Source organism: Psychrobacter sp. (assembly GCF_018260395.1).
GTDB lineage: Bacteria > Pseudomonadota > Gammaproteobacteria > Pseudomonadales > Moraxellaceae > Psychrobacter.
The window spans coordinates 1-20,835 of record NZ_JAGLBC010000034.1 but is presented as its reverse complement, the minus strand read 5'-3'; the positions used below and the strand labels follow the sequence as shown (position 1 = coordinate 20,835).

The 20,835-nt window shown below is 38.7% G+C and carries 18 protein-coding genes; 4 read left to right on the top strand and 14 right to left on the bottom strand.

The features are described from left to right. Positions 1 to 124 precede the first annotated feature (124 nt). Positions 125 to 1,516, bottom strand: coding sequence for an EcsC family protein (locus tag QZ265_RS04455; RefSeq protein ID WP_296403791.1), 1,392 nt, complete (start codon positions 1,514 to 1,516; stop codon positions 125 to 127). A 437-nt stretch (positions 1,517 to 1,953) separates the two neighbouring features. On the opposite strand from QZ265_RS04455, the gene QZ265_RS04450 reads away from it, so the two are divergent. Further along, the gene (locus QZ265_RS04450; protein WP_296403789.1) at positions 1,954 to 3,597 is read left to right on the top strand and encodes an anthranilate synthase component I family protein; all 1,644 of its coding nucleotides are present in this window, start codon (positions 1,954 to 1,956) and stop codon (positions 3,595 to 3,597) included. Between the two features lie 312 nt (positions 3,598 to 3,909). On the opposite strand, the gene hisC is transcribed toward QZ265_RS04450, so the two are convergent. Further along, positions 3,910 to 5,004 carry a histidinol-phosphate transaminase gene (gene hisC, locus QZ265_RS04445; protein ID WP_296403787.1) on the bottom strand — a complete coding sequence of 365 codons (1,095 nt, stop codon included), beginning with the start codon at positions 5,002 to 5,004 and terminating at the stop codon, positions 3,910 to 3,912. Between the two features lie 388 nt (positions 5,005 to 5,392). Then, entirely contained in the window at positions 5,393 to 6,688 is a 1,296-nt protein-coding gene (gene hisD, locus QZ265_RS04440) for a histidinol dehydrogenase (RefSeq protein WP_296403786.1), read from the bottom strand. A gap of 491 nt (positions 6,689 to 7,179) precedes the next feature. On the opposite strand from hisD, the gene QZ265_RS04435 reads away from it, so the two are divergent. Further along, positions 7,180 to 8,685: an esterase-like activity of phytase family protein gene (locus QZ265_RS04435; RefSeq protein WP_296403784.1), complete on the top strand. Its 1,506-nt coding sequence runs from the start codon at positions 7,180 to 7,182 to the stop codon at positions 8,683 to 8,685. A gap of 171 nt (positions 8,686 to 8,856) precedes the next feature. On the opposite strand, the gene hisG is transcribed toward QZ265_RS04435, so the two are convergent. The 6 genes from hisG to QZ265_RS04405 form a co-directional block, all read right to left on the bottom strand. After that, positions 8,857 to 9,525 carry an ATP phosphoribosyltransferase gene (gene hisG, locus QZ265_RS04430; protein WP_296403782.1) on the bottom strand — a complete coding sequence of 223 codons (669 nt, stop codon included), beginning with the start codon at positions 9,523 to 9,525 and terminating at the stop codon, positions 8,857 to 8,859. A 196-nt stretch (positions 9,526 to 9,721) separates the two neighbouring features. After that, on the bottom strand, positions 9,722 to 11,020 hold the full coding sequence (gene murA / locus QZ265_RS04425; protein WP_296403780.1) for a UDP-N-acetylglucosamine 1-carboxyvinyltransferase: 1,299 nt from the start codon (positions 11,018 to 11,020) through the stop codon (positions 9,722 to 9,724). Between the two features lie 100 nt (positions 11,021 to 11,120). Next, the gene (locus QZ265_RS04420; RefSeq protein ID WP_296403779.1) at positions 11,121 to 11,369 is read right to left on the bottom strand and encodes a BolA family protein; all 249 of its coding nucleotides are present in this window, start codon (positions 11,367 to 11,369) and stop codon (positions 11,121 to 11,123) included. A gap of 271 nt (positions 11,370 to 11,640) precedes the next feature. Then, positions 11,641 to 12,561, bottom strand: coding sequence for an alpha/beta hydrolase (locus QZ265_RS04415; RefSeq protein WP_296403777.1), 921 nt, complete (start codon positions 12,559 to 12,561; stop codon positions 11,641 to 11,643). A 224-nt stretch (positions 12,562 to 12,785) separates the two neighbouring features. Further along, positions 12,786 to 13,688: a BON domain-containing protein gene (locus tag QZ265_RS04410; protein WP_296403775.1), complete on the bottom strand. Its 903-nt coding sequence runs from the start codon at positions 13,686 to 13,688 to the stop codon at positions 12,786 to 12,788. A gap of 320 nt (positions 13,689 to 14,008) precedes the next feature. Then, positions 14,009 to 14,473, bottom strand: coding sequence for a YraN family protein (locus tag QZ265_RS04405; protein WP_296403774.1), 465 nt, complete (start codon positions 14,471 to 14,473; stop codon positions 14,009 to 14,011). A gap of 106 nt (positions 14,474 to 14,579) precedes the next feature. On the opposite strand from QZ265_RS04405, the gene rsmI reads away from it, so the two are divergent. Then, entirely contained in the window at positions 14,580 to 15,482 is a 903-nt protein-coding gene (rsmI, locus tag QZ265_RS04400; protein ID WP_296403773.1) for a 16S rRNA (cytidine(1402)-2'-O)-methyltransferase, read from the top strand. Positions 15,483 to 15,514: 32 nt separating this feature from the next. Here rsmI and QZ265_RS04395 read toward each other — a convergent pair whose 3' ends face one another. Further along, the gene (locus QZ265_RS04395) at positions 15,515 to 16,171 is read right to left on the bottom strand and encodes a DNA-3-methyladenine glycosylase (protein WP_296403772.1); all 657 of its coding nucleotides are present in this window, start codon (positions 16,169 to 16,171) and stop codon (positions 15,515 to 15,517) included. Between the two features lie 197 nt (positions 16,172 to 16,368). On the opposite strand from QZ265_RS04395, the gene QZ265_RS04390 reads away from it, so the two are divergent. Then, positions 16,369 to 17,475, top strand: a complete 1,107-nt coding sequence (locus QZ265_RS04390) for an endonuclease/exonuclease/phosphatase family protein (RefSeq protein ID WP_296403771.1) — start codon at positions 16,369 to 16,371, stop codon at positions 17,473 to 17,475. Between the two features lie 19 nt (positions 17,476 to 17,494). Here QZ265_RS04390 and QZ265_RS04385 read toward each other — a convergent pair whose 3' ends face one another. The 4 genes from QZ265_RS04385 to coaBC form a co-directional block, all read right to left on the bottom strand. Then, a complete protein-coding gene (locus tag QZ265_RS04385; RefSeq protein WP_296403770.1) occupies positions 17,495 to 17,737 on the bottom strand; it encodes a hypothetical protein in 243 nt (80 codons plus the stop codon). Position 17,738: 1 nt separating this feature from the next. Next, positions 17,739 to 18,242 carry a sulfite exporter TauE/SafE family protein gene (locus QZ265_RS04380; RefSeq protein WP_296403769.1) on the bottom strand — a complete coding sequence of 168 codons (504 nt, stop codon included), beginning with the start codon at positions 18,240 to 18,242 and terminating at the stop codon, positions 17,739 to 17,741. 77 nt (positions 18,243 to 18,319) lie between these two features. Next, entirely contained in the window at positions 18,320 to 19,129 is an 810-nt protein-coding gene (gene nfsA, locus QZ265_RS04375; protein ID WP_296403768.1) for an oxygen-insensitive NADPH nitroreductase, read from the bottom strand. A 239-nt stretch (positions 19,130 to 19,368) separates the two neighbouring features. Beyond that, positions 19,369 to 20,619, bottom strand: coding sequence for a bifunctional phosphopantothenoylcysteine decarboxylase/phosphopantothenate--cysteine ligase CoaBC (gene coaBC / locus QZ265_RS04370; protein ID WP_296403767.1), 1,251 nt, complete (start codon positions 20,617 to 20,619; stop codon positions 19,369 to 19,371). Positions 20,620 to 20,835: the final 216 nt, after the last annotated feature.

Below are 20,835 nucleotides of genomic sequence, written 5' to 3'. Positions count from 1 at the left end.
TGCCAAATGCCTAAACTTGCAATACTTACTTTTTCAATATATTAGAATTAAAGTGATGCACTATAAAATCAAACCGCCTTAATTAATATAAACCATAAAATCTTATTGCTAAATTAAACTCAATTTAGCCTTTTTTATTAGTTTCATCTTCTTTAACTTTTTGTTTAGCTTCTTGTTCATTAAAGCTAGCATCAGATTCAGACTCTTTATTAGCATGCTTATCGTCATCAGTATGAAACTCATAACTTTCTTGAGTTTCTGCGCCTTTGGTTGGATCCTTAGGTTCTTCTCCAAATAACTCAGCTACTTCATCGCTAACTTCAGGCTCATCATTGACTTTATTTTGATCGTTTTTATCTGTTGCTTGGTCAGAATTATCGGTTTTATTTGAGCTTTCTGTTGTAGAAGCCTGTTTATCGCCAGTATCTTTTTCAGATTGTTTTTGAGACTCTTTGGCTGGTTGTGATTGCTCGTCCGTATCAACTTCTGGATTAGCGCCATTACTATTAGCACCATTACCATTAGTACTATTATTATTAGTACCATTGGTTAAGGACTGTTTTGCTGCAATAGGTTCTGGTCCAAAGGTTGCTTTAGCGACACCAATGACTTGATCAATTAGATAACTGTTATAATGTACCGTGGTAGCAACTGATACAAGCGGTAAGAACTTACCTAACCAGGTTAAATTTATTTTATCTAAATCAAAGTTAAATTGTTCTGCTAGCTTGTCAACTTGTTGTGCATAAAATTGCACACTTGGATTAATAAGACCCAATCCTTTAGTTAACTCACCTCGTAAGCCATTATTATCAGAACTTTCTACCAAGCCTTTAACAACTCCAAGTGCGGCTTGAATAGTTTGTTTCTCTTGCATTTTACTAAGGTCTGCACTGCCCAATACCGCATAGGCCATTTTCACACCTTGTTTGCCTGTTAAAGGCTTATCGTAAACTGTAGCCAATTGATATACAGTACGTAGAGAGACCAACAATAACCATAGAGTATCTGCTAACATTCCAGGAAGACCTGCCAAACCTGTTACGCCGCCCATAGTCGCTAACGCACGGTTTTGATTGGCAATATCACGAGCCAATGCATTACGCTCTTGATCCGTTAGCCCTTGGATACCTTCAAAACGTTGTTCACTGGGTAAATCAACTTCACTCCATGTCGCTGCTAATTTAGCTACCTGAAAGAAAAGACCATCGGAAGCTTTTTGAAAAATGCTATCTGGTACTACTTTTTTTGCATATTTGCTATAGGTGGTAAAACGGCTACCCAGTAGTTGTTCTGAAGTTTTTAAGGTTTGTTGGCTTAATAAGTTATTAACCTTACTATTTTGATAATCTGATAAATCTACTGCCTTAAACTGACTGGCTTTACCAGATTTAGCATTTAGGCTGTCCAACATTGAGCCAAAGCGCTCTAAACCACTACGTGCCACATTACCTACAGCGTCAACGCCTTTAATGACTTTATTACTCTTATTAGATTTTTTTGATTTATTAGCCATAGAAAACTCTTCCTAAAAATGTAATTGGTTGATGAATGGATTTATAAATAGTTTCAGTTTAAAGCCATACAATAAGCCAAATAAGGAGCTTAAAGAGAGACTTAACACTGATTCTTACTTAAATAAAATAATTAAATAACTGACTTAAACAACTTACAATGAATAACGTACAATGTTAATTTATTATCAAATAATATATCCATAAATTTGAGCAGTATTATTAATTTTATGTAATTAAAAACAATATATCAGTTGAAACAGTGTTATCACTCTTTAGCTCAATGTAAAATAGCCAATTATTAGTGCTTTATATAATCAATATATGCTTATTATTTGCTTATCAGTATATCCTTATTATTTGCTTAATAGCTGACCCTATAAAATACATTATTGACAGTTATAATTTTGCGTGCATCGTTTAAACCCATTGAGCTTTTATGATTTACCACACTTTTTCATTCGCAAACCTGCCTGCCCATGAGCTTATGCCGCATTTGGCTAGTTTTTTGGAGCGTCATAGCCATTGTAAGTTATCTTGGCACCTTTGTTGGTTAAGTAATGAATCTCAGCCCGTTATTGGTTTATTGCCAATAAAAGCATGGACGGCTTATACAAGCTCTCAAATAGATTCAGCTTTAAAAATTGAAGTATTAAAAACTTCTCGGCATATTGAGTTAAATAAAACCAAGGCTCACCCTTATGACAATAGCACTCCTAACCATGGCTCAATCCATTCTAACAATTTTAATGCCGAGCATATCAGTAACGAACATGTCAGTTACCACTTAACCTATAATGAATGGATCGAAGAACTAATAAGTTATTGCAATGACAATCAAATTCAAAACAATGACTTAGACTTTGATTGTCAACAATCCACTACCTTCCCATCTTATCAAAATGGATTAATAGGATTTATAGGCTATGATATCGGCGCTAAAGCTTTAGCGCCTAATACTGACATTGCCATGGCTGATCAACCGTCTGCTTTCTTGGCTCATTATGATATATATCTTAAGCCTGCAAAATCCCAAGGTTGGGCACTTCATATCAATAGTAATACGTCTAAGATTGTGAAAGATACAGTACTTTATTATCTGCAACTATTTGACGAGCAGCTACTTGATTTAATAAAACAATCTAATCTTTCCCCTGCTCTACCTTTAAAAGCATTATGGAATTTAGAGCAATATACCCAAGCTTTTAATCAAACTCAAAATTATCTATATCAAGGGGATAGCTATCAAATTAACCTTACCCAAAAATGGCAAGGGAAATTAGAATCTGTGACAAACGATCTTTTTTCAAAAGTTAACGATATTCAAAACCCAAAATTGATTGATTATTTACCACAATTACAACAGAAAACTATGGCACCCTTTGCCGGTTATTTAGGTGTTAGCAAAACAATAACTGCTCTGTCACCTAAAAGTGGTTTTGAATTTGAATTATTGAGTTGTTCGCCTGAATTGTTTGTAGCGTTTGATCGGAATGAACAAGGTCAACAGAAGATTATTACCAAACCTATCAAAGGCACTTTACCGCGTGGTAGCAGCGCAGAACACGATGAACAATTAAAAAATAAATTAGTAAACAGTGAAAAAGACAAAGCTGAAAATGTGATGATTGTCGACTTATTGCGTAATGACTTGGGAAAATATGCAGAAATAGGCAGTGTCAAAGTGCCTAAAATTTTTGCCATTGAAAGCTTTAGTAATGTGCATCATATGGTTAGTACTATTACTGCTACCATCAAAAAACACCACCACCCGTTGACCGTATTATTTAATAGCTTGCCGGCTGGATCTATCACTGGCACTCCAAAGAAAAGAGCAGTTGAAATCATTAGTGAGCTAGAAGTTGCGCCACGTGGGGCTTATTGTGGCACTTTAGGTTATATAAATTTTGACGGCACAGGTCAATGGAATGTGCTTATTCGCTCACTACAGTCAAACTCAAAGGGAGAAGTTGCGCTATGGGCAGGTGGTGGTATTACAGTGGGCTCAAAATGTAATGCAGAATACCAAGAATGTCAGGATAAGGTAGGAAACTTATTGGCAGTATTGAGCCCTAAAGAGTAATGTTAGACACCCGTATAAGGTGGAATTTACAAATAAGGCCAGAAATGACTCTGGCCTAATTAATGCAGCTATTGTTTTAAATCTAGTTCTTATTTTAAAGCTGATTCTTATTTAAAACTAAGTGTTATTTTAAAGCCTAATATGATTTCAAAAATAACTAGAGTAAAAAATTGCGGTAATTTAAATCTATTGAAATTATAACTTACAGTATTTAAGACTAAAACAAATAGATATTTATAGCATTAAATGCTTTCATATATTTAAGCTTTACGTTCTCAAAGTTTGCGGTTAAAAAAATTAAAATCTGTCAAACTAGACTTCTACAGTTTGCTTTAACGCCTCAATCAAACGCTGATTTTGTTCTGTAGTCCCTACAGTGATACGCAAGTACTCCTTAATTCGGGGTTTATCAAAATATCGAACTATAACCCCTTGTTCACGCAAAGCTTGTGCTATTTCACTGGCATTACCTTGTTGAGGACGCGCAAATATAAAATTCGCTTGCGACGGTAACACGCTAAAACCTAGCTCATTTAAGTCACTAACCAACTGTTGACGCAACTCAATCACTTGACGACAGGTCTGCTCAAAATATTCCACATCTTTCACACTGGCAAGCGCACCTGCTTGGGCCAAGCGATCTAACGGATAGCTATTAAAGCTGTTTTTCATTCGGGTCAGTGCTTCAATCAACGAAGGATTACCAAACGCCATACCTACTCTTAATCCAGCCAAAGAGCGAGACTTAGAGAAGGTTTGGGTCACCAATAAGTTATCATGCTTATCAATTAAGCCAACGGCTGACGCTGACTCTTGGTCAGCAAAATCAATATAAGCTTCGTCAATAACGACTACTGCATTGGGATGCTCTGTAACCAATTTTTCAATAGCTTCCAACGACATTAAGATACCGGTTGGTGCATTAGGGTTGGCAATAATGATACCAGAACAAGGTTGACGGTAATCACTACTTTCGATGCTAAAGTCGGCAGACAAAGGTATTTTGACTAAATTAACACCAAAAGTGTCTGCATAGACAGGATAAAAGCTGTAGCTGATGTCGGGCGCCAATACAGGACGCTCTTTCAAAAAGAAACTTGCGAATACCAAAGCTAATACTTCATCGGAGCCATTGCCAACAAACACTTGATTGATGTCTAAGTTATACACTTGCGCCAAAGCCTGTCTTAAATCATTTGATTCAGGGGCTGGATATAACCTGAGCTGGTGGGCTTGATTGATCAAAACAGATGTAATTGCCTCGGCTACTTTTGGTGATGGTGGAAATGGATTTTCATTGGTGTTTAACTTGCATAGATTCTCATGTTGGGGTTGTTCACCTGGCACGTAAGGGTTTAAATTACGTGCTTTGGTGGACCACAAACGGGTATCAAGTTTAAATTCCATAATCTTTATCACTTATTATTAGTATAGATTTATTGCATAGGCTGTTGATTGATTTTGATAGACCTATCATTTCAAATTTTCTAATTAATTAGCTCATGCTATATATTGTGTTCAAGTAAGACTTTACATCTAATAACATATCTTATCACGCTGATAACCTATAAACGCTAGTAAACGTAGATGATAGCGAATAAGTTAATTCTAAGCGTCAGTTGTTGTCGCTATAACTTTCGACATTAATATAGCATAAATTCATTAAAGCATTGAAGGCGATTGATTCTTTTGAACTTATTTTAACTATTAACTATTTTTAACTCTGAACTACCTTTAACTTTGAACTAGTTTTAGCTCCAAACCCTCATTCGTTCCACTAGGAACGAAATGAACCCTATTCGCTACGGAAACGTGCTGAGCGGGCATGCGCTTCAAGGTTTTCTTGCATTGCTAATGTATCGGCCACTTTTGCCAAGAATTTTGAACCTTCAACAGAGCAATATATTATCGATGATTTCTTTTGAAAATCATATACTCCTAGTGGTGAAGAAAATCGTGCTGTGCCAGAAGTTGGCAACACATGATTTGGCCCTGCACAATAATCACCAATAGCTTCTGGGGTATGTCGACCCATAAATATTGCTCCAGCATGGCGAATATCATTCACTAATTCATCAGGATTATCCAGTGATAACTCTAAATGCTCAGGCGCAATACGATTTATAACTTCAATACCTTGTGCTCGGTCTTTTACTAAAATCAAGGCGCCACGGTTGTGCAAGGCTTCACGTGCAATATCCGCTTTTGGCAATAATTCAAGTGCTTTCTCAATTGCTTGCTCTACCTCACGTAATTGCTCAGGACTTGTGGTGACAAAAATAGCTTGGGCTACTGTGTCATGCTCAGCTTGAGACAATAAATCCATTGCCAACCATTCTGCATTATCGCTAGCCTCACCTTCTGCATAGACCAAGACTTCAGAAGGACCAGCTATCATATCAATACCGACTTGGCCAAAGACAGCTCGTTTGGCAGCAGCAACATATTTATTACCGGGTCCAGTTATTTTATCAACCTGAGGAATGGTTTGTGTGCCATACGCTAAGGCCGCTACTGCTTGTGCGCCGCCAATAGTAAATACTTTATCCACTCCTGAAAGATATGCAGCGGCCAATACCAAAGGATTCAACTCTCCTTTTGGCGCCGGTACTACCATGATAACTTCGCCCACACCGGCAACTTTAGCAGGGATAGCATTCATTAATACCGATGAAGGGTACGAGGCGAGACCTCCAGGAACATAAATACCCACTCTATCAAGAGGAGTAACTTTTTGACCTAAGCGGTTGCCTAACTCATCTGTATAATCCCATGAAGACTGTGCCTGATGTTGGTGAAAACTTGTAATACGCTCGGCTGCAATAGCTAAAGCGCTTTTAACTTTAGCACCTAATGTCTCATATGCTGCTTTTAAATCTTCAGCTGTTAAAGCTAGCTGCTGCATGCTAGTAGCAGGATGCGCATCGAATTTTTGGGTTAAAGCTAATACCGCTTCATCACCCATGCTACGAACTTGCGCGATAATATCATCAACGGTTACTAATAAATGTTTGTCATTCACGGTTTCAAAAGCTAGCAATTCAGCTAACTGTTTATCAAAATTAGCATCAATGCTGTTTAGAGTACGCATGAAAAATCCTTGTGCTGAGGCTTAAAATATTAAAGATTTGAGGTTACATTAATGAGGACTTGATTAAAAAAATACCAGTGTAACATGTACAATTTTTGATGTTTTAACAAGCTAGTTTAAAACAATAGTCGCTGCCAGTTTGATTTTCCAATAATCTAAAACAGCTTAAGTTTAAGCTCAAACACTATAAGTGTAGCGCTTTTGGGTGTCAATAGGCGTATGCAATTGGCTTAGCTGATGCTGATGCTTTAGTTCCTTATGTTACTTTATTTTGAGATGCATAAGGTTATTACCTGTTTGTTTAAGTATCTCTAAAATACCATCATGGACGGCATATTTGAAAGTTATATATAATTGCCCTTTTTGGCAACTTAGAGCCCTACTTTGTTATCTACAAAATTTTGTTATTAATTTTAATGTCACAATGTTACGTTATTGTAATCCATGGATGTTCCTTTTTTTCCCTCTTTGCCTATTCTGAGAACCTAAATATGATAACGACTACCAAACTATATAAAAATATCGTGTTCACTACGCTGACCGCCTCTGTATTGGCATTATTAAGTGGCTGTAGTACGCCACTAGCAACGCAAGACGGTTCGATACCTGTGAAGCCGGCAATTGGTAAAACTCAAAATTCACCTATATCAGATTTAAATATCGCCATCGCCAACTATCAACAAGGTACTAGCTTACCCGCCACAACATTGTTACAAGTACGTATTGGTAACAGCGATGATATGGTAGAAATCCGCAATGGCGGTTACGGTTCTGATGCGGCAGCTAATCCTGCTAATCCTATGCAGTTTTATGTGCTAACCGACCGTGGGCCTAATGCAGATTATGAAGGTAAAGAAGGCAAAGGCAAGCAGTTTCTAACGCCAAACTACACACCGCGTATTGGGCTATTTGAGCTTAAAACAGACGGGCGTATTGAAAAAATTAAAGAGATTTTACTAAAAGATACTGCTGGTAACCCTATTACTGGTTTGCCCAATAGCTCAAAACTAGGCGGTACTGGTGAGCTCGCCTACGATGTACAGGGTAAAATCATTGCTACCGATGCCTCTAAGCCTTTTGATGAGAAGAGTAATCCTAGTAAAACCGACAACTTTGGTTTAGATTCAGAAGGGCTAGTCGCTTTAAAAGATGGCACCTTTTGGGTAAGTGACGAATATGGTCCGCATCTGGTTCATTTTGATGCCAATGGTCGTGAAATTAATCGTATTAACGCCTTTGAATCTGATGAGCGCAACAATGTGATTATTAATGGCAAAAAGATATTGCTACCCGGCGAGTTTGCAAATCGCCGCGCTAATCGTGGTATGGAGGGGCTAACCATCACTCCAGATCAAACCACTTTAGTGGGCATTATGCAGTCGACCCTAGCCAATCCCGATAAAGCGGTTACTAAGCAAAATATTACTCGCATAGTGACAGTAAATTTAAAAACTGGGGATATTGGGCAGTACTTATACAAACAAGAAAAAGCAGAAAATTCTAACTCTGGCATTGTCGCTTTAGACAACCGTCACTTTTTAGTGATTGAGCGTGACGGTGAGTTTGAATTACAAAAACCAGGGGCTCAAAAGCATATTTATAAAATTGCCCTAGACGGGGCAACCAATTTAGAAGCCATTATGCCAACTGCAAATGTGCAACAAGATAGCCGCCTTGGGTTAACTCTTGCCGGCAAAACTGTTGAGCAGTATCTAAGTGCTGCGGGCAATAGCGATGCGGGCTGGACAGCACTCACAACTACAGGTATCAAACCGGTTAGCAAAACATTAGTGCTTGATGCAGTTAAAGCTTTTGGATATCCCCATGACAAGCTTGAAGGTATGTGGCTAATGGGCGACGGACGTTTAGGGCTATTAAATGATGACGACTTTGCCACTTGGTCAAACGACAACGTACTTGAACAAAAATATCTTGACAGTGCTATGACCGATATAGACAGTGATCGCTTGTATATTGCAACCGGTTTAGACTATTAAGTTTAAGTCAAACCTTAGTTAAATTGATCTCGTTTAAATTAGCTAACTATAAAAAAACACCGCCCATCAAAATAAATAGGCGGTGTTTTTTTATGGGTGCGATCATGAAGACTGAGTTAGCAGCGTCTAAGTATAGCAGCGCTTAGATTTAGCGACTAAGCCTAGTCATTACTAACCAATACTGTGTTTGAAGCTTTCAAGTATGGGCGAGAGCAAGTCGAATTTACGCTTATAGCTGACTTGGTTGACAATTAAACGTGAGGAAATATCAGCAATATGCTCTAACGGCTCAAGACCGTTAGCACGCAAAGTATTACCGGTATCAACCACGTCAACAATTAAGTCACCCAAGCCGACTAACGGCGCCAGCTCCATAGAACCATAAAGTTTAATGATGTCCACTTGCTGACCTTGACTGGCAAAATAAGCCCGTGCCACATTGACATATTTGGTTGCAATACGTAGACGACGGTTAGGTAATTCTGCCCCTTTAATACCTGCAGTCATCAATTTACACTGTGCAATTTTTAAATCAAGCAGCTCATAAACATGCTTTGCACCATACTCTAATAAAACATCTTTACCAGCGACTCCAAAGTCCGCTGCCCCATGTTCAACATACGTAGGTACATCACTAGCACGTAAAATCAATACTCGAACTTGGTCATGTGAGGTTGGAAAAATCAATTTACGTGATTTGTCAGGATCTTCCAAAAGCTCGATACCAGCAGCTTTTAATAAAGGAATCGTTTCTTTTAAAATTCGCCCTTTAGATAAAGCTAAAGTTAAGCCGTTATAATCACTATCCGCTTGATTCAATAATTCATTGGTATCAGTCATAGTAAGGTTTGTCTTAATTGATGAGAGTGTTTTTAGATTCGTTTGATGTTTACTACTGTTTTACATTAACTTATATTTTCATTACTGAAGCTATAATTTAACTCATGCTTAGTTTAACGAATGCTTAAAGTAAACCAGCTAATACTCAGCTTAACAGTTGAGTATTAACTACTTTAGAAAAATAATCGAGCATTAATTACTCGCCGCTCATTTCTGAGTTAGCTTTGTCCGTAACTGGATTAACTCGTTCAATTGTCACCCCTAAGCCACGCAACTTTTCTTCCACATTTTCATAACCACGGTCAATATGATAGATGCGATCAATTAACGTTTTACCTTCTGCTGCGGCGGCGGCCATAACCAAGGACATAGAGGCACGCAAATCTGTGGCCATTACGGGCGCAGCATTAAACGCCTCAACACCACGAATGATTGCTGTATGCCCATCCACTTGAATGTCTGCACCCATACGCATTAACTCAGGAACATGCATATATCGGTTTTCAAAGATATTTTCAATAACGGTGCTAGTACCGTCTGCCAAACAGCATACTGCCATTAATTGGGCTTGCATGTCTGTTGGAAAACCTGGGTGTGGCTGAGTACGAATATCAATCGGTTTAGGACGTCCGGTCATTTGTGCACGAATCCAATCTTTACCAGTAGTGATTGTAGCGCCCATTTCTTCAAACTTTTGTAGCACCGGTAGCAATAGCGAAGGGTCAGTATTTTTAGTAGTGACATCGCCTTCTGTCATCAAAGCGCCCGCTAAGTAAGACCCAGTTTCGATACGGTCAGCAACCACTGAATAGTCACAGCCTTTTAAACATTCAACGCCTTCAATGGTCAAAGATGAAGTACCTATACCTTTGATTTTAGCGCCCATAGCCACTAGCATATTTGCTAAATCTACCACTTCAGGTTCACGAGCACAGTTTTCTAAGATAGTGGTACCCTTAGCTAAAGTGGCTGCGATAAGAACATTCTCAGTACCTCCTACTGTAACCATGTCAAAGCCAAACTCGCAACCGATTAGACGACCGCCTTCTGGAGCTTTAGCAATAACATAACCATTTTCAACCCTGATATCAGCACCCATTGCTTCAAAAGCTTTAAGATGTTGATCTACAGGACGTGATCCAATGGCACAGCCACCAGGCAATGATACTTCTGCTTCGCCAAAACGAGCCAATAATGGACCCAAAACTAAAATAGAGGCACGCATGGTCTTAACCAGCTCATAGGGAGCGAAATGATTTTTGATAGTACTAGTGTCGCATTTAACAGTATTACCATCCTTTTCAATAGTAATACCGAGTCCTTTAATTAATTTAATTAAAGTACGAACATCTTGCAAAGAAGGAACATTATTCAATGTGGTGGGGGTTTCTGCCAAAATCATAGCAGCTAGAAGAGGTAAGGCCGCGTTTTTTGCGCCAGATATAGTGACTTCGCCTGCAATACGACTACGGCCTGTAATAAGAAATTGGTCCATTGAATACTATCCTAAACTAAATACAATAAAAAATTTATGAAAACTAACACTGGCGGCCAATATTTTATGGTGCCTAGTCTAGTCAGGTGACTCAATCAAATTATTGATTGGCTTGTTTCTCATCCCACTCTTTTGGGGTCAATGCTTGAATATTAAGAGCGTGTATCTGCCCACTAGCAATAATATCACCTACCAAACCATAGACAGCTTGTTGACGCTGTACCAAACGCTTGCCTTCAAAGCTTGAATCAACAACACGGACATCAAATTTATTGCCTTGATTTGCTGCTTGAATAAAGCCTTCTGGGAAATACGGTTGTAAAAATGCGATTAAGTCGTCAGCGTTCATGGCAACTACCTACCTATAAATAATAATTCAATTAGTAATAAAAACTTAGTTCTAAAAAATTAGTGCTAAGGAACGAGTAAAAAATAAAAAATTGGTTTGAGAAGATATTAAGGGCGTGTCCCTATTTGCAAATTAAATAAGTTATGGTCTAAAAATGGCTAACAAGCATTAAGTTGTCGATTATAGCAAGTGTAAAGGAGGTTTGGCTAATAGATGTTTATTTATAACAAGCAACTATGTCCAATATCACTTCTATTTAAATAAGTTTTCGCTAATTTAATTGCTGCTGTAAATAACTTAATAACTGTGGTCGTACCGAATTAACCCAGCTTAATGAAGTAGACATGGCAGCGATACTAGTAGCATGACTGGCACCTTTAATCTGTTCGGTAACCACATTAGCACCTGCTTTATTTAAGGCTTCAGTCATTTTTTCAGTATTGCTAATATGCACTACATCATCATTTTGAGCCGTCATCAGTAAATAATTAGGCTGTTTACCACTATTACCTGCCTTAATTAAACTATCTGGCATCACCTGTTCTGGACTTGAGCCTTCTGGAAAGACACTTCGCGAAGAGAACTTTCTAAAGTCATAGCTATAAGGCCCTGCAATCCCTACCACCGCTTTAATATTGCTTGGCTGTAACCCATAAGGCTTTAAAAAATCAGCATTTGAGACAGCGGCTACTACGTTAAATGCCCCTGCTGAATGTCCAATGACTGCCATTTTATTGGCATCGGCATAGAATTTGTTAGCATTGTCATATGTCCATGCAATCGCTTGAGCCGTATCTTGCACAAAGGCAGGATAGATATAATATGGTGCTTTTCGATAGTTTATAACAGCGGTCACATACCCCGCTCTCGCCAAGCTTTGACCCACAAAAGCGTATTGCTCTTTATTGCCATTTTCCCATGAGCCTCCATGAACAAAGACAATCAATGGATAGGTAGCTTTTGGCTGTTCATGGCTGTGTATAGCTTTGGCCAACGCTTTTGGATAATAGATATCTAAATTCTGATCAGGGTCATCACCGTAACTTACGTCTTTAGTAATACTGACTTCACCATTTGGACTAATCAAATTTAATAAGGTTAAACCTGATGAGGCATTGGCAGCGCTTTGGAAGGTAAAGAATGCCACGCCAGCCACTGCCAGTGAAACCGTCAATTTTCTATAATTGTGCATGATTTTTGGTAACCCTTTGGTTAATGTGTCTGTAGATGATGCGCCTGACGATAATGTGACTTTCGAAAATGTGCCTTGTAAAATGTATCAATCGTTAACTAATCAATAATATGTATTCAGATATAGGCTTAGTTTTGGTATCGTAACTTGCAACTATACAAGTAAAGCCATTCGACTGATTACCATTATCAAATTTACTTAAACGATCTATTTATTCTACTTATTTATTCTACATAGGGACTAGGATAAATATTTGAAGTGTCTCTCACCGGTGCGGATTGACTGTCAGCACTATTGGATAAGTTATTGTCTAAGTTGTTAGTTAAGTTATTAGGCGGATTATTATCAGATGGGCTATTTGGATAGTTAACAGTTGCCGCTTGTCTGGTAGCCTGTTGATTGATATAAGACTGATCTACAGAAGGCACCCCTTGAACTGGTTCTTCAATGTAACGAGGAGCTGGAGGCTCTAAATTTTTCTCTTGAATAACAGCATCTTCATTAATTATCGCTCCAGTATTGTCAATCAAATCTGTCAATAACACCAACTCTTTAATGCCTATCGTACTATTGATAATATTGATTAAATGTTCACGCTGAGCAGGGGTTAATTTACCCATAACATAGGTGATACCGTCATCAGTGACCACCTTAACTTGACTATTTTTTATGGCATTGTTGGCTAAAATCTTCGCATTTATCTTAGAGCTTAGATAAGCATCATGAATGGTATAACTGGCACCTCTAATATTTGCCACTTGCAATTTATTGTACAACTTCTTAACGTCTGGCATAGAGGCAACAATAGCTTCTACCTGTTTTTTTGAAGCTTCATCAGGCACTTCTCCAGTCAACAATACGGTACTATAAAAGCTGTTAACGCTCACTTGGCTATGTTCAGCAAAAATAGGACTAATACGACTGATATTAACTATCGCCGTATTTTCAATACTTTTATCCAAAATGCGCTGTGCCAAAGTTCTGTCTGTTGCGGGCACACCAAAGGTTTCATTTGGTGACTTTATGGCTTGCATTGACACACAGCCGCTTAATAAGCTGACACTTAGCATGGCACAAACAGTGCTACGTTTAATAGATTTATGGTCTGAAAACCAAGAACTTACCATTTTATAATATCCTTATTTATAGCTTCATCAACTATTTGTAATTAGATAGCTTTTAATTATAAAGCAAGGTTCGTATTTCTATCTTTTATCTGCCTTTTATCGATTTCATTTCTACGATACGAACATTTATTGTTGCAAAATATTTTGCCTAGTTTACCGTTATAAGTCCAATCTACCTTACATATTTGGTAACAAAACCTTAGTTTAAGAAACCTTGATGACGATAATCATGTAAGTTTAAATCTTTTCGGTTTAATGTCTAAGTTCTTATTTTAAGATATAAACCCATGATTTATAACTTTCTATTTTTCTTCGACTAGCTACCAAGCTTTCGCAATAAAAGCGCCCTGTATCCACTCAGGTTCACTTAATATGGCATCAGCCTTAATTGGCGCTTTAAAAGTCTTCGGTTTGTAGTTTTCTTCAGTTGCAAACTCATTGAAGGCTATTACATCAAATCGGCAATCCAAATGGGCATAGCTAGGATTACGGGTTAAAAAGAAACGAGCAGTTTTTATTATTTTTCGTTGCTTAGCAGCGGTTATACTCATCAAAGCATCTCCATAATTGGATACCTTACGTTTACGCACTTCTACGAATACCAAAGTATCCCAAGCTTGCCCTGGGTGTAACATAATTAAGTCAATCTCACCGACCTTAGATTGTTGCCAGTTTTTAGCGATAAGGGACAACCCTTTTTGTTGCAACAAATCTGCCGCAAGTTGTTCATAATTCCCCCCATGTCGCTGTTTGGGCGACTTTAGTAAGGCAGGGTTAGATGGCATAATTGGGCCTGTTAAATTGATAGGAGTGTAAGATATATTAGCACATCATGGTAAACTGTTAGCATGCTCCTCATTTGTTTATTCAAAATTCTAATTAAGGCCTTTTATGTCACAGCAAGATGACCTTCAGCAAGGTGCTCAGTATCAAACACATTGTAATAATTCCGTTGCCAAAGCATACTTATATATTGTCGCCACCCCTATTGGTAATATGGGTGATATCACGGCTCGTGCTATCGAAACTTTAAAGCAGGTAGATATCATCGCTTGTGAAGACACTCGTACTTCAGGCAAGTTGTTGTCAAACTTTGGCATCAGTACTCAGACTTGGGCGTATCATGAACACAATAGTGAAATTCAAACGCCAAAAATAATTGAAATGATCCAGCGTGGACACTCTGTAGCTTTAATCAGTGATGCTGGCACGCCCCTTATCAGCGATCCTGGCTATCAATTGGTACAATCAGCTCACACAGCAGGTGTTGGCGTAGTGCCAGTGGTGGGCGCTAGTGCGGCTATTGCTGCCCTAAGCGTGGCCGGCCTACCTTCGGATAAATTCTGCTTTGTTGGTTTTTTACCAGCCAAAACTCATGGCCGTGTCAAACAGCTTGAACAATATGCTGATCGTACCGAAACTTTAATATTTTATGAAGCGCCGCACCGTATTTTGGTAAGCCTTAAAGACATGGCTAACGTGTTTGGTGACAATCGCCCAGCTACTTTGTGTCGCGAATTAACCAAAACATTTGAAACCGTCAAAAAATCCACCTTAGGTGAATTGGTTCAATTTGTGGAATCAGATAACAATCAGCAAAAAGGCGAGATAGTATTGGTCATAGGTGGCGATGTTAACAATGACTCAGACGATAATAGTATTCATGATAAACTACTGTTACGCTTAATTGAGGATTTATCGGTCAAAAAAGCGGCGGCTTTGGCCTCTGATATTACTGGCGTGAAGAAGAATGCTTTATATCAAAGATTACTTGAATTGCAAAAAACTGAATAAGACTTAAGATTATGGTCTAATAAGAGCTGTGCTTACAAAGGCACAGCATCCCGATTTTTGAGCCATCCATAATGCGCCCATAACAGTAAGCTTGCAGCACTTCGATGAGGCGACCACGGCTCAGATAGCTCTTTTAATTGTTTGGGAGTAGGTCTAGTATCAAGCTTAAGTAAGTCCATCGCGCCCACTTTGATAGCTAGATCGTCCACCGCTAATACATCCGCTCGGCCTAAACTAAATAGTAGATACATTTCTGCCGTCCATCTACCTATGCCTGTTACTGCCGTTAAAGTAGTGATAACCTCTTCATCAGGCATAATTTTTAATGCATCAAAGTTAATATCATGCTCAATCAATGAGCGAAGATAGCGAATTTTTTGTCTAGATAAACCATTGATACGAAGCGCCTCATCATCAGCGTCTTTTATGGCTTGGGGCGTAGTGACGCCTGCTAAATCTAATTTATTCCAAATACTGGCAGCGGCAGCCACAGATAGCTGCTGTCCCACCATAGCACGCATTAATTCATTGAACCCACCCTCGTTACGGCGTAAGCTAGGGGTGCCTACTTGCTTATAGACTAGACCAAATCGAGGTTCAATGTTAATAAGATGCTTGATATGACGTTCTAAAGATTGTACGTTTTCTATGGTCTCAATTTTATTGGTCTTATTGGTCTTAGCGCTCATTAGCTATATTCACTTATTCTGTTGGGTACTGTTTAATTTAATAGGTTAACTCAATCACTTTCCTTTAAAAACTTTAGTCTAATAATTTATACTAAATCCAGTTCTCTTAATACAGTGCTCTTTTAATACAGTGCTCTTTTAATACAATATTCTCTTAACACAGTGCTTTCTTCATTATGCATATATTGGTTCAGTTCTTGAGTAGGCTACTATTTTGGTTAGCCATCATTGCTATTGTAGTTATGACTCTAAGTCAGCTATTGGGTCGTTATGTCTGGCAATTAGAGCTTTTTAGCCATTATGTGCCACACCTAGCCGTATTAACCTTATTGGCATGGTCAATATTCCCAAATAGAGATGCTTTGTTTGTCAAAGCAACATTATCCTATCGATTCTTTATACGTACCATTATGGCTATTGTTGGCATTAGTCTGGCCGTCTGGTCGTTGCAACCTTTTAGTCTTATATCAAATATGTTCACATCTGATACTAGCATAAAGCCTAACCTCTCTAACCATATGACTATTGCCTACCAAAACGTCAATATTAATAACTCTCAAACTAATCAGACCCTACAACAGCTTGTTAATTTATCAAGCCATTCTAACTTACAACCTGATGTGGTGGCATTGGTAGAAGCCGGAGGTTCAAACTGGCATAGCACTCTTATCAAACTTGCCAAATACTACCCCTCTCATTGTGGTAACAGTGAAAGCAGCCCATTTGCCATGCAAGTATTTACCAAAAACATGGCTAGCCATTGCAACATAATTATGTTATCTGGCTTTCCTGTCGCCAGACTAGAATTTTCAGGCGCACCTTCAATTCATTTAGCTTCTGATGATTTATCTGATACTGATTTATCTGATGCCGTTTTATCTAATGCGAAATTATCTCAAACATCAACAGACGCCATAGCCAAGCAAAGCGACTCTCTTACTAAACAAAAAGTACTATATGTGGCGCATCCCCCGCCTCCTTTGGGTAGAAATTTTGCTTCCTTAAGAAACCAGTACTTACAACAGTTAGCAAAATTAATTAAATCTGATCAACACTATTCTGTAATGGTGGTCGGAGACTTTAACCTTTCAGCTTTCTCGCCTGTTTATCGAGACTTTATGAGTCAGTCTAAAGCAGATGCTAGTTATTTAAGGCGTACCACAATAACAGGACTGCCAACTTGGCGTCCCTTTGGTATAGGTATTGATCAGGTATTGGTGAATTCAAACGAAGCCTCTGTTAATACTAAAGCCATGGATTGGAAAGGCTCGGATCATAGAGGATTTATCATTAAATGGTGGTAAATATATAAAAAAACTGTGGCTAACCTATCAGCCCTATTATACCCTGCCAGCCCACTCGTATGCCTATTGCTGTTAAGATAACCAGTACCAATTGGCGAAACTCTTCTTGTGATAGATAACGGCGCAAACGTATACCAATCAACAAAAACGCAATAGAGGTAATGGTAAGTATCAAAATAAGCAGCAAATCGCTTTTGGGTAGTGCCACTATCGACTCTCGAAGGATTATAATTTGAGCGACTTTTCCGAGTAAATAACACATATTACCCACCTTGGCGATAGTGTTTTTTATCATTGGTACTGCCTATCAGATACATGAGTAATATGGACGACATGGCATTGGTCGAGCCCCCCACTATTCCCGCTATAAGTCCTGTTACTATCAGCACTGGCGTGGTAGTTGTTAGGATTATTTTTTTACCCAACGCATTGCTGGTCACATAAAAAGCTATCACCACAGCCAATAGCAATAAAATATAGTTGCTATCAACCCACATTAATAGCTTAACACCCACTAAGCTGCCAAGCAGACTCATTAAAGCCAATAGCCAATAGTGTTTTAAATAATAAGTAAAATTACCCCAGACACTACGCTCGCCCCCAATGAGCCAAGTCATCAGGTTAAGTGCAAAGGAGGGAAAAATAGTGAGAATAATGGCGTGTTGCAGAGGATACATACTCGCCAATGAACCCGTTGTTACTAAGGTAACTCCTATACCTGTTATACCATGTAACAATGAGCCCACTGCGAATATAAAAGGCAGCAATAGCTGTTCAAAATTGAAGATGTTCTATCCCTGTAACATGAAATTAACTCAGCTTTACAAAATATCTTTACTAAGAACTAACGTTTGGCATAACCTTGTTTGTTTAAGTAAGGCATGACTTGAGGACGTACTGCTGTTGCGAAGGTTTTGGTCACTTGAGCTTCCCAAGCTTGATGATTATCACTGCCACGCTGTTCATAGTACGATTTTACAGTCTCATTGAACGCGTCGATTTGTTGCTGAGTGGCAGGCTTATACTCATTTTCAGAGACCAACATAGACAGAGGAAAGCGCGGTTTTTGCGTAGCATTAACTGGTGAATCACTAGGATGACCCAAGCACATACCAAATAACGGTACAACATGTTTGGGCGCTTTAATCACCTCACCCGCTCGTTCAATATCATTACGCATACTGCCGATATAGACACCACCTAATCCTAGAGATTCTGCAGCGGCCAGTACGTTTTGCGCATATAAACCGGCATCAACTGCAGAAATAAGCACAACCTCCATCCAATCAAGCTGCGCCTCTGGCTCAACTAGTTGATGACGATAGTTGTCCATACAAAAAACGAGATACTCTGGACATTCTAAAATGTATTGATGTGCCAGCTTTTTGCCCTCACTCTTAGCTTTATTGTATTCCTCTTCACTCATACCATTAGAAATTTGGTGAAACTTGATACGCTGCTGAGGATCAGTAATGCGAATAATACTGACAGATTGCATATAGTTTGATGTTGAAGCAGCACGACCCGCTTCTAATACCGCTTCCAGCATTTCAGGACTAATCGGCTCTTCAGTAAAGCTGCGAACTGAGCGATGAGACAGCATAGCCTCTAAAGTCGAGTTCATTCTTTTAATGTTTTCAGAAACATCGGTCATTGCCAATCCTTATTATATTAAGTTATTTGATTAAACATATTGTGGAATCACTTAATGAAGTATCAGTGATATTAGTATAAAGGGGCATTATTTGCATAAGGCTGTTATAAATAAATATTGAATTTACATATGAAATAACTAATTGCTTTTAATAGTTAAAAATATAATTGTGCATTCAAAACTTTACTTAATGAAAATAGCGAACCTACTCGTCCCCCAACAATATTTTAATCTTACACTTAATCTAATACATCACCTATTAGGTTTATTAAATGTTCAGCTATGTTAGTTTTGCTCATTTTTTTTAACTCAACCGGCTGTTTTTGATACTTATCCGCAAAAAACACGGTCATCGCATTTTCATCACTAGCAAATCCAATGTCTGTACGTGACACATCATTGCAAGCAATCATATCTAAGCTTTTAGCAGCTAACTTGCCTTGAGCATATTTTTCAACATTTTGAGTTTCTGCAGCAAAGCCCATCACAAACATAGTAGGATAACTGTGAGAAATGGTTGCCAAAATATCAGGATTTTTCACTAGATTTAGAATCATTTCATCTTGGGTTTTTTTGATTTTTTGCGGGGCAGCATCGCGAGTGCGATAATCGGCTACTGCTGCTGTCGCAATAAAGATATCACAGCCAGCTTCGGCAGAGCGAATTGCGGCTTGTAGCATGTCATTTGCAGACAGAACATCAACGCGCTTAACTTGTAGCGGGGTCATTAAGCTTACTTTACCACCAGCGATCAAGGTCACTTCTGCCCCAGCATCTCGGCAAGCACGAGCCAAAGCAAAACCCATTTTGCCAGTGGAATGATTTGATAAAAACCGTACTGGATCAATCGCTTCTACGGTCGGTCCTGCAGTAATGGTAACCTTTTTACCAGTTAAGCACTGCGGCACAGTTAAGCGGGCTTTGAAGTTAATGACTTCACGCAATAGCATATCCGGCTCAGGCAGTCTTCCTGCACCCGTATCGCCACATGCTTGAACCCCATTATCTGGTTCTATGATTTCGTACCCCATATCGCCTAATGTTTGGACATTCAATTGTACGGCAGGATGTGACCACATTTGCTGATTCATTGCCGGTGCTATCATAACTGGAGCCGCTGTGGCCAAACACACCGTTGTCAACAAATCATCCGCCATGCCCATTGCCAAACGCGCCAAAGTGTTGGCTGAGGCCGGCGCTATTACAATAAGATCTGCCCATTTTGCTAATTCAATATGGCCCATACCAGCTTCAGCTTTGGTATCTAATAATTCGGTATGTACCTCATTGCCAGTCAATGCTTGCAAAGTTAATGACGTAATAAACTGCTGCGCACCTTGGGTCATAATGACCCTAACTTCAAAACCTTCTTTAATTAATAAACGGGCTAATATAGCGGATTTATAGGCAGCAATACCTCCAGTTATGGCTAGGATAACTTTCTGGATACTGGGTACAGCAGATTTGACGGGAGTGAAGATATGGCTCATAACTGAGAATTACCTTTAAGCAGGGTGATAAAAAAGAATATTATTGTCAAAGCCAATAGGCTGTTAATTCAGAATGGTTCGAAAATGAGCATTGCTTATAAATACAAGCCGTCAATGCTAAAACTGCTAAATAAAAAATACTAAAAAAATGTGCTTATGGTAGCAATTTTATAGGACTTTTGGATAGTCATTTAAGCCATTTCCTATATCTACCTG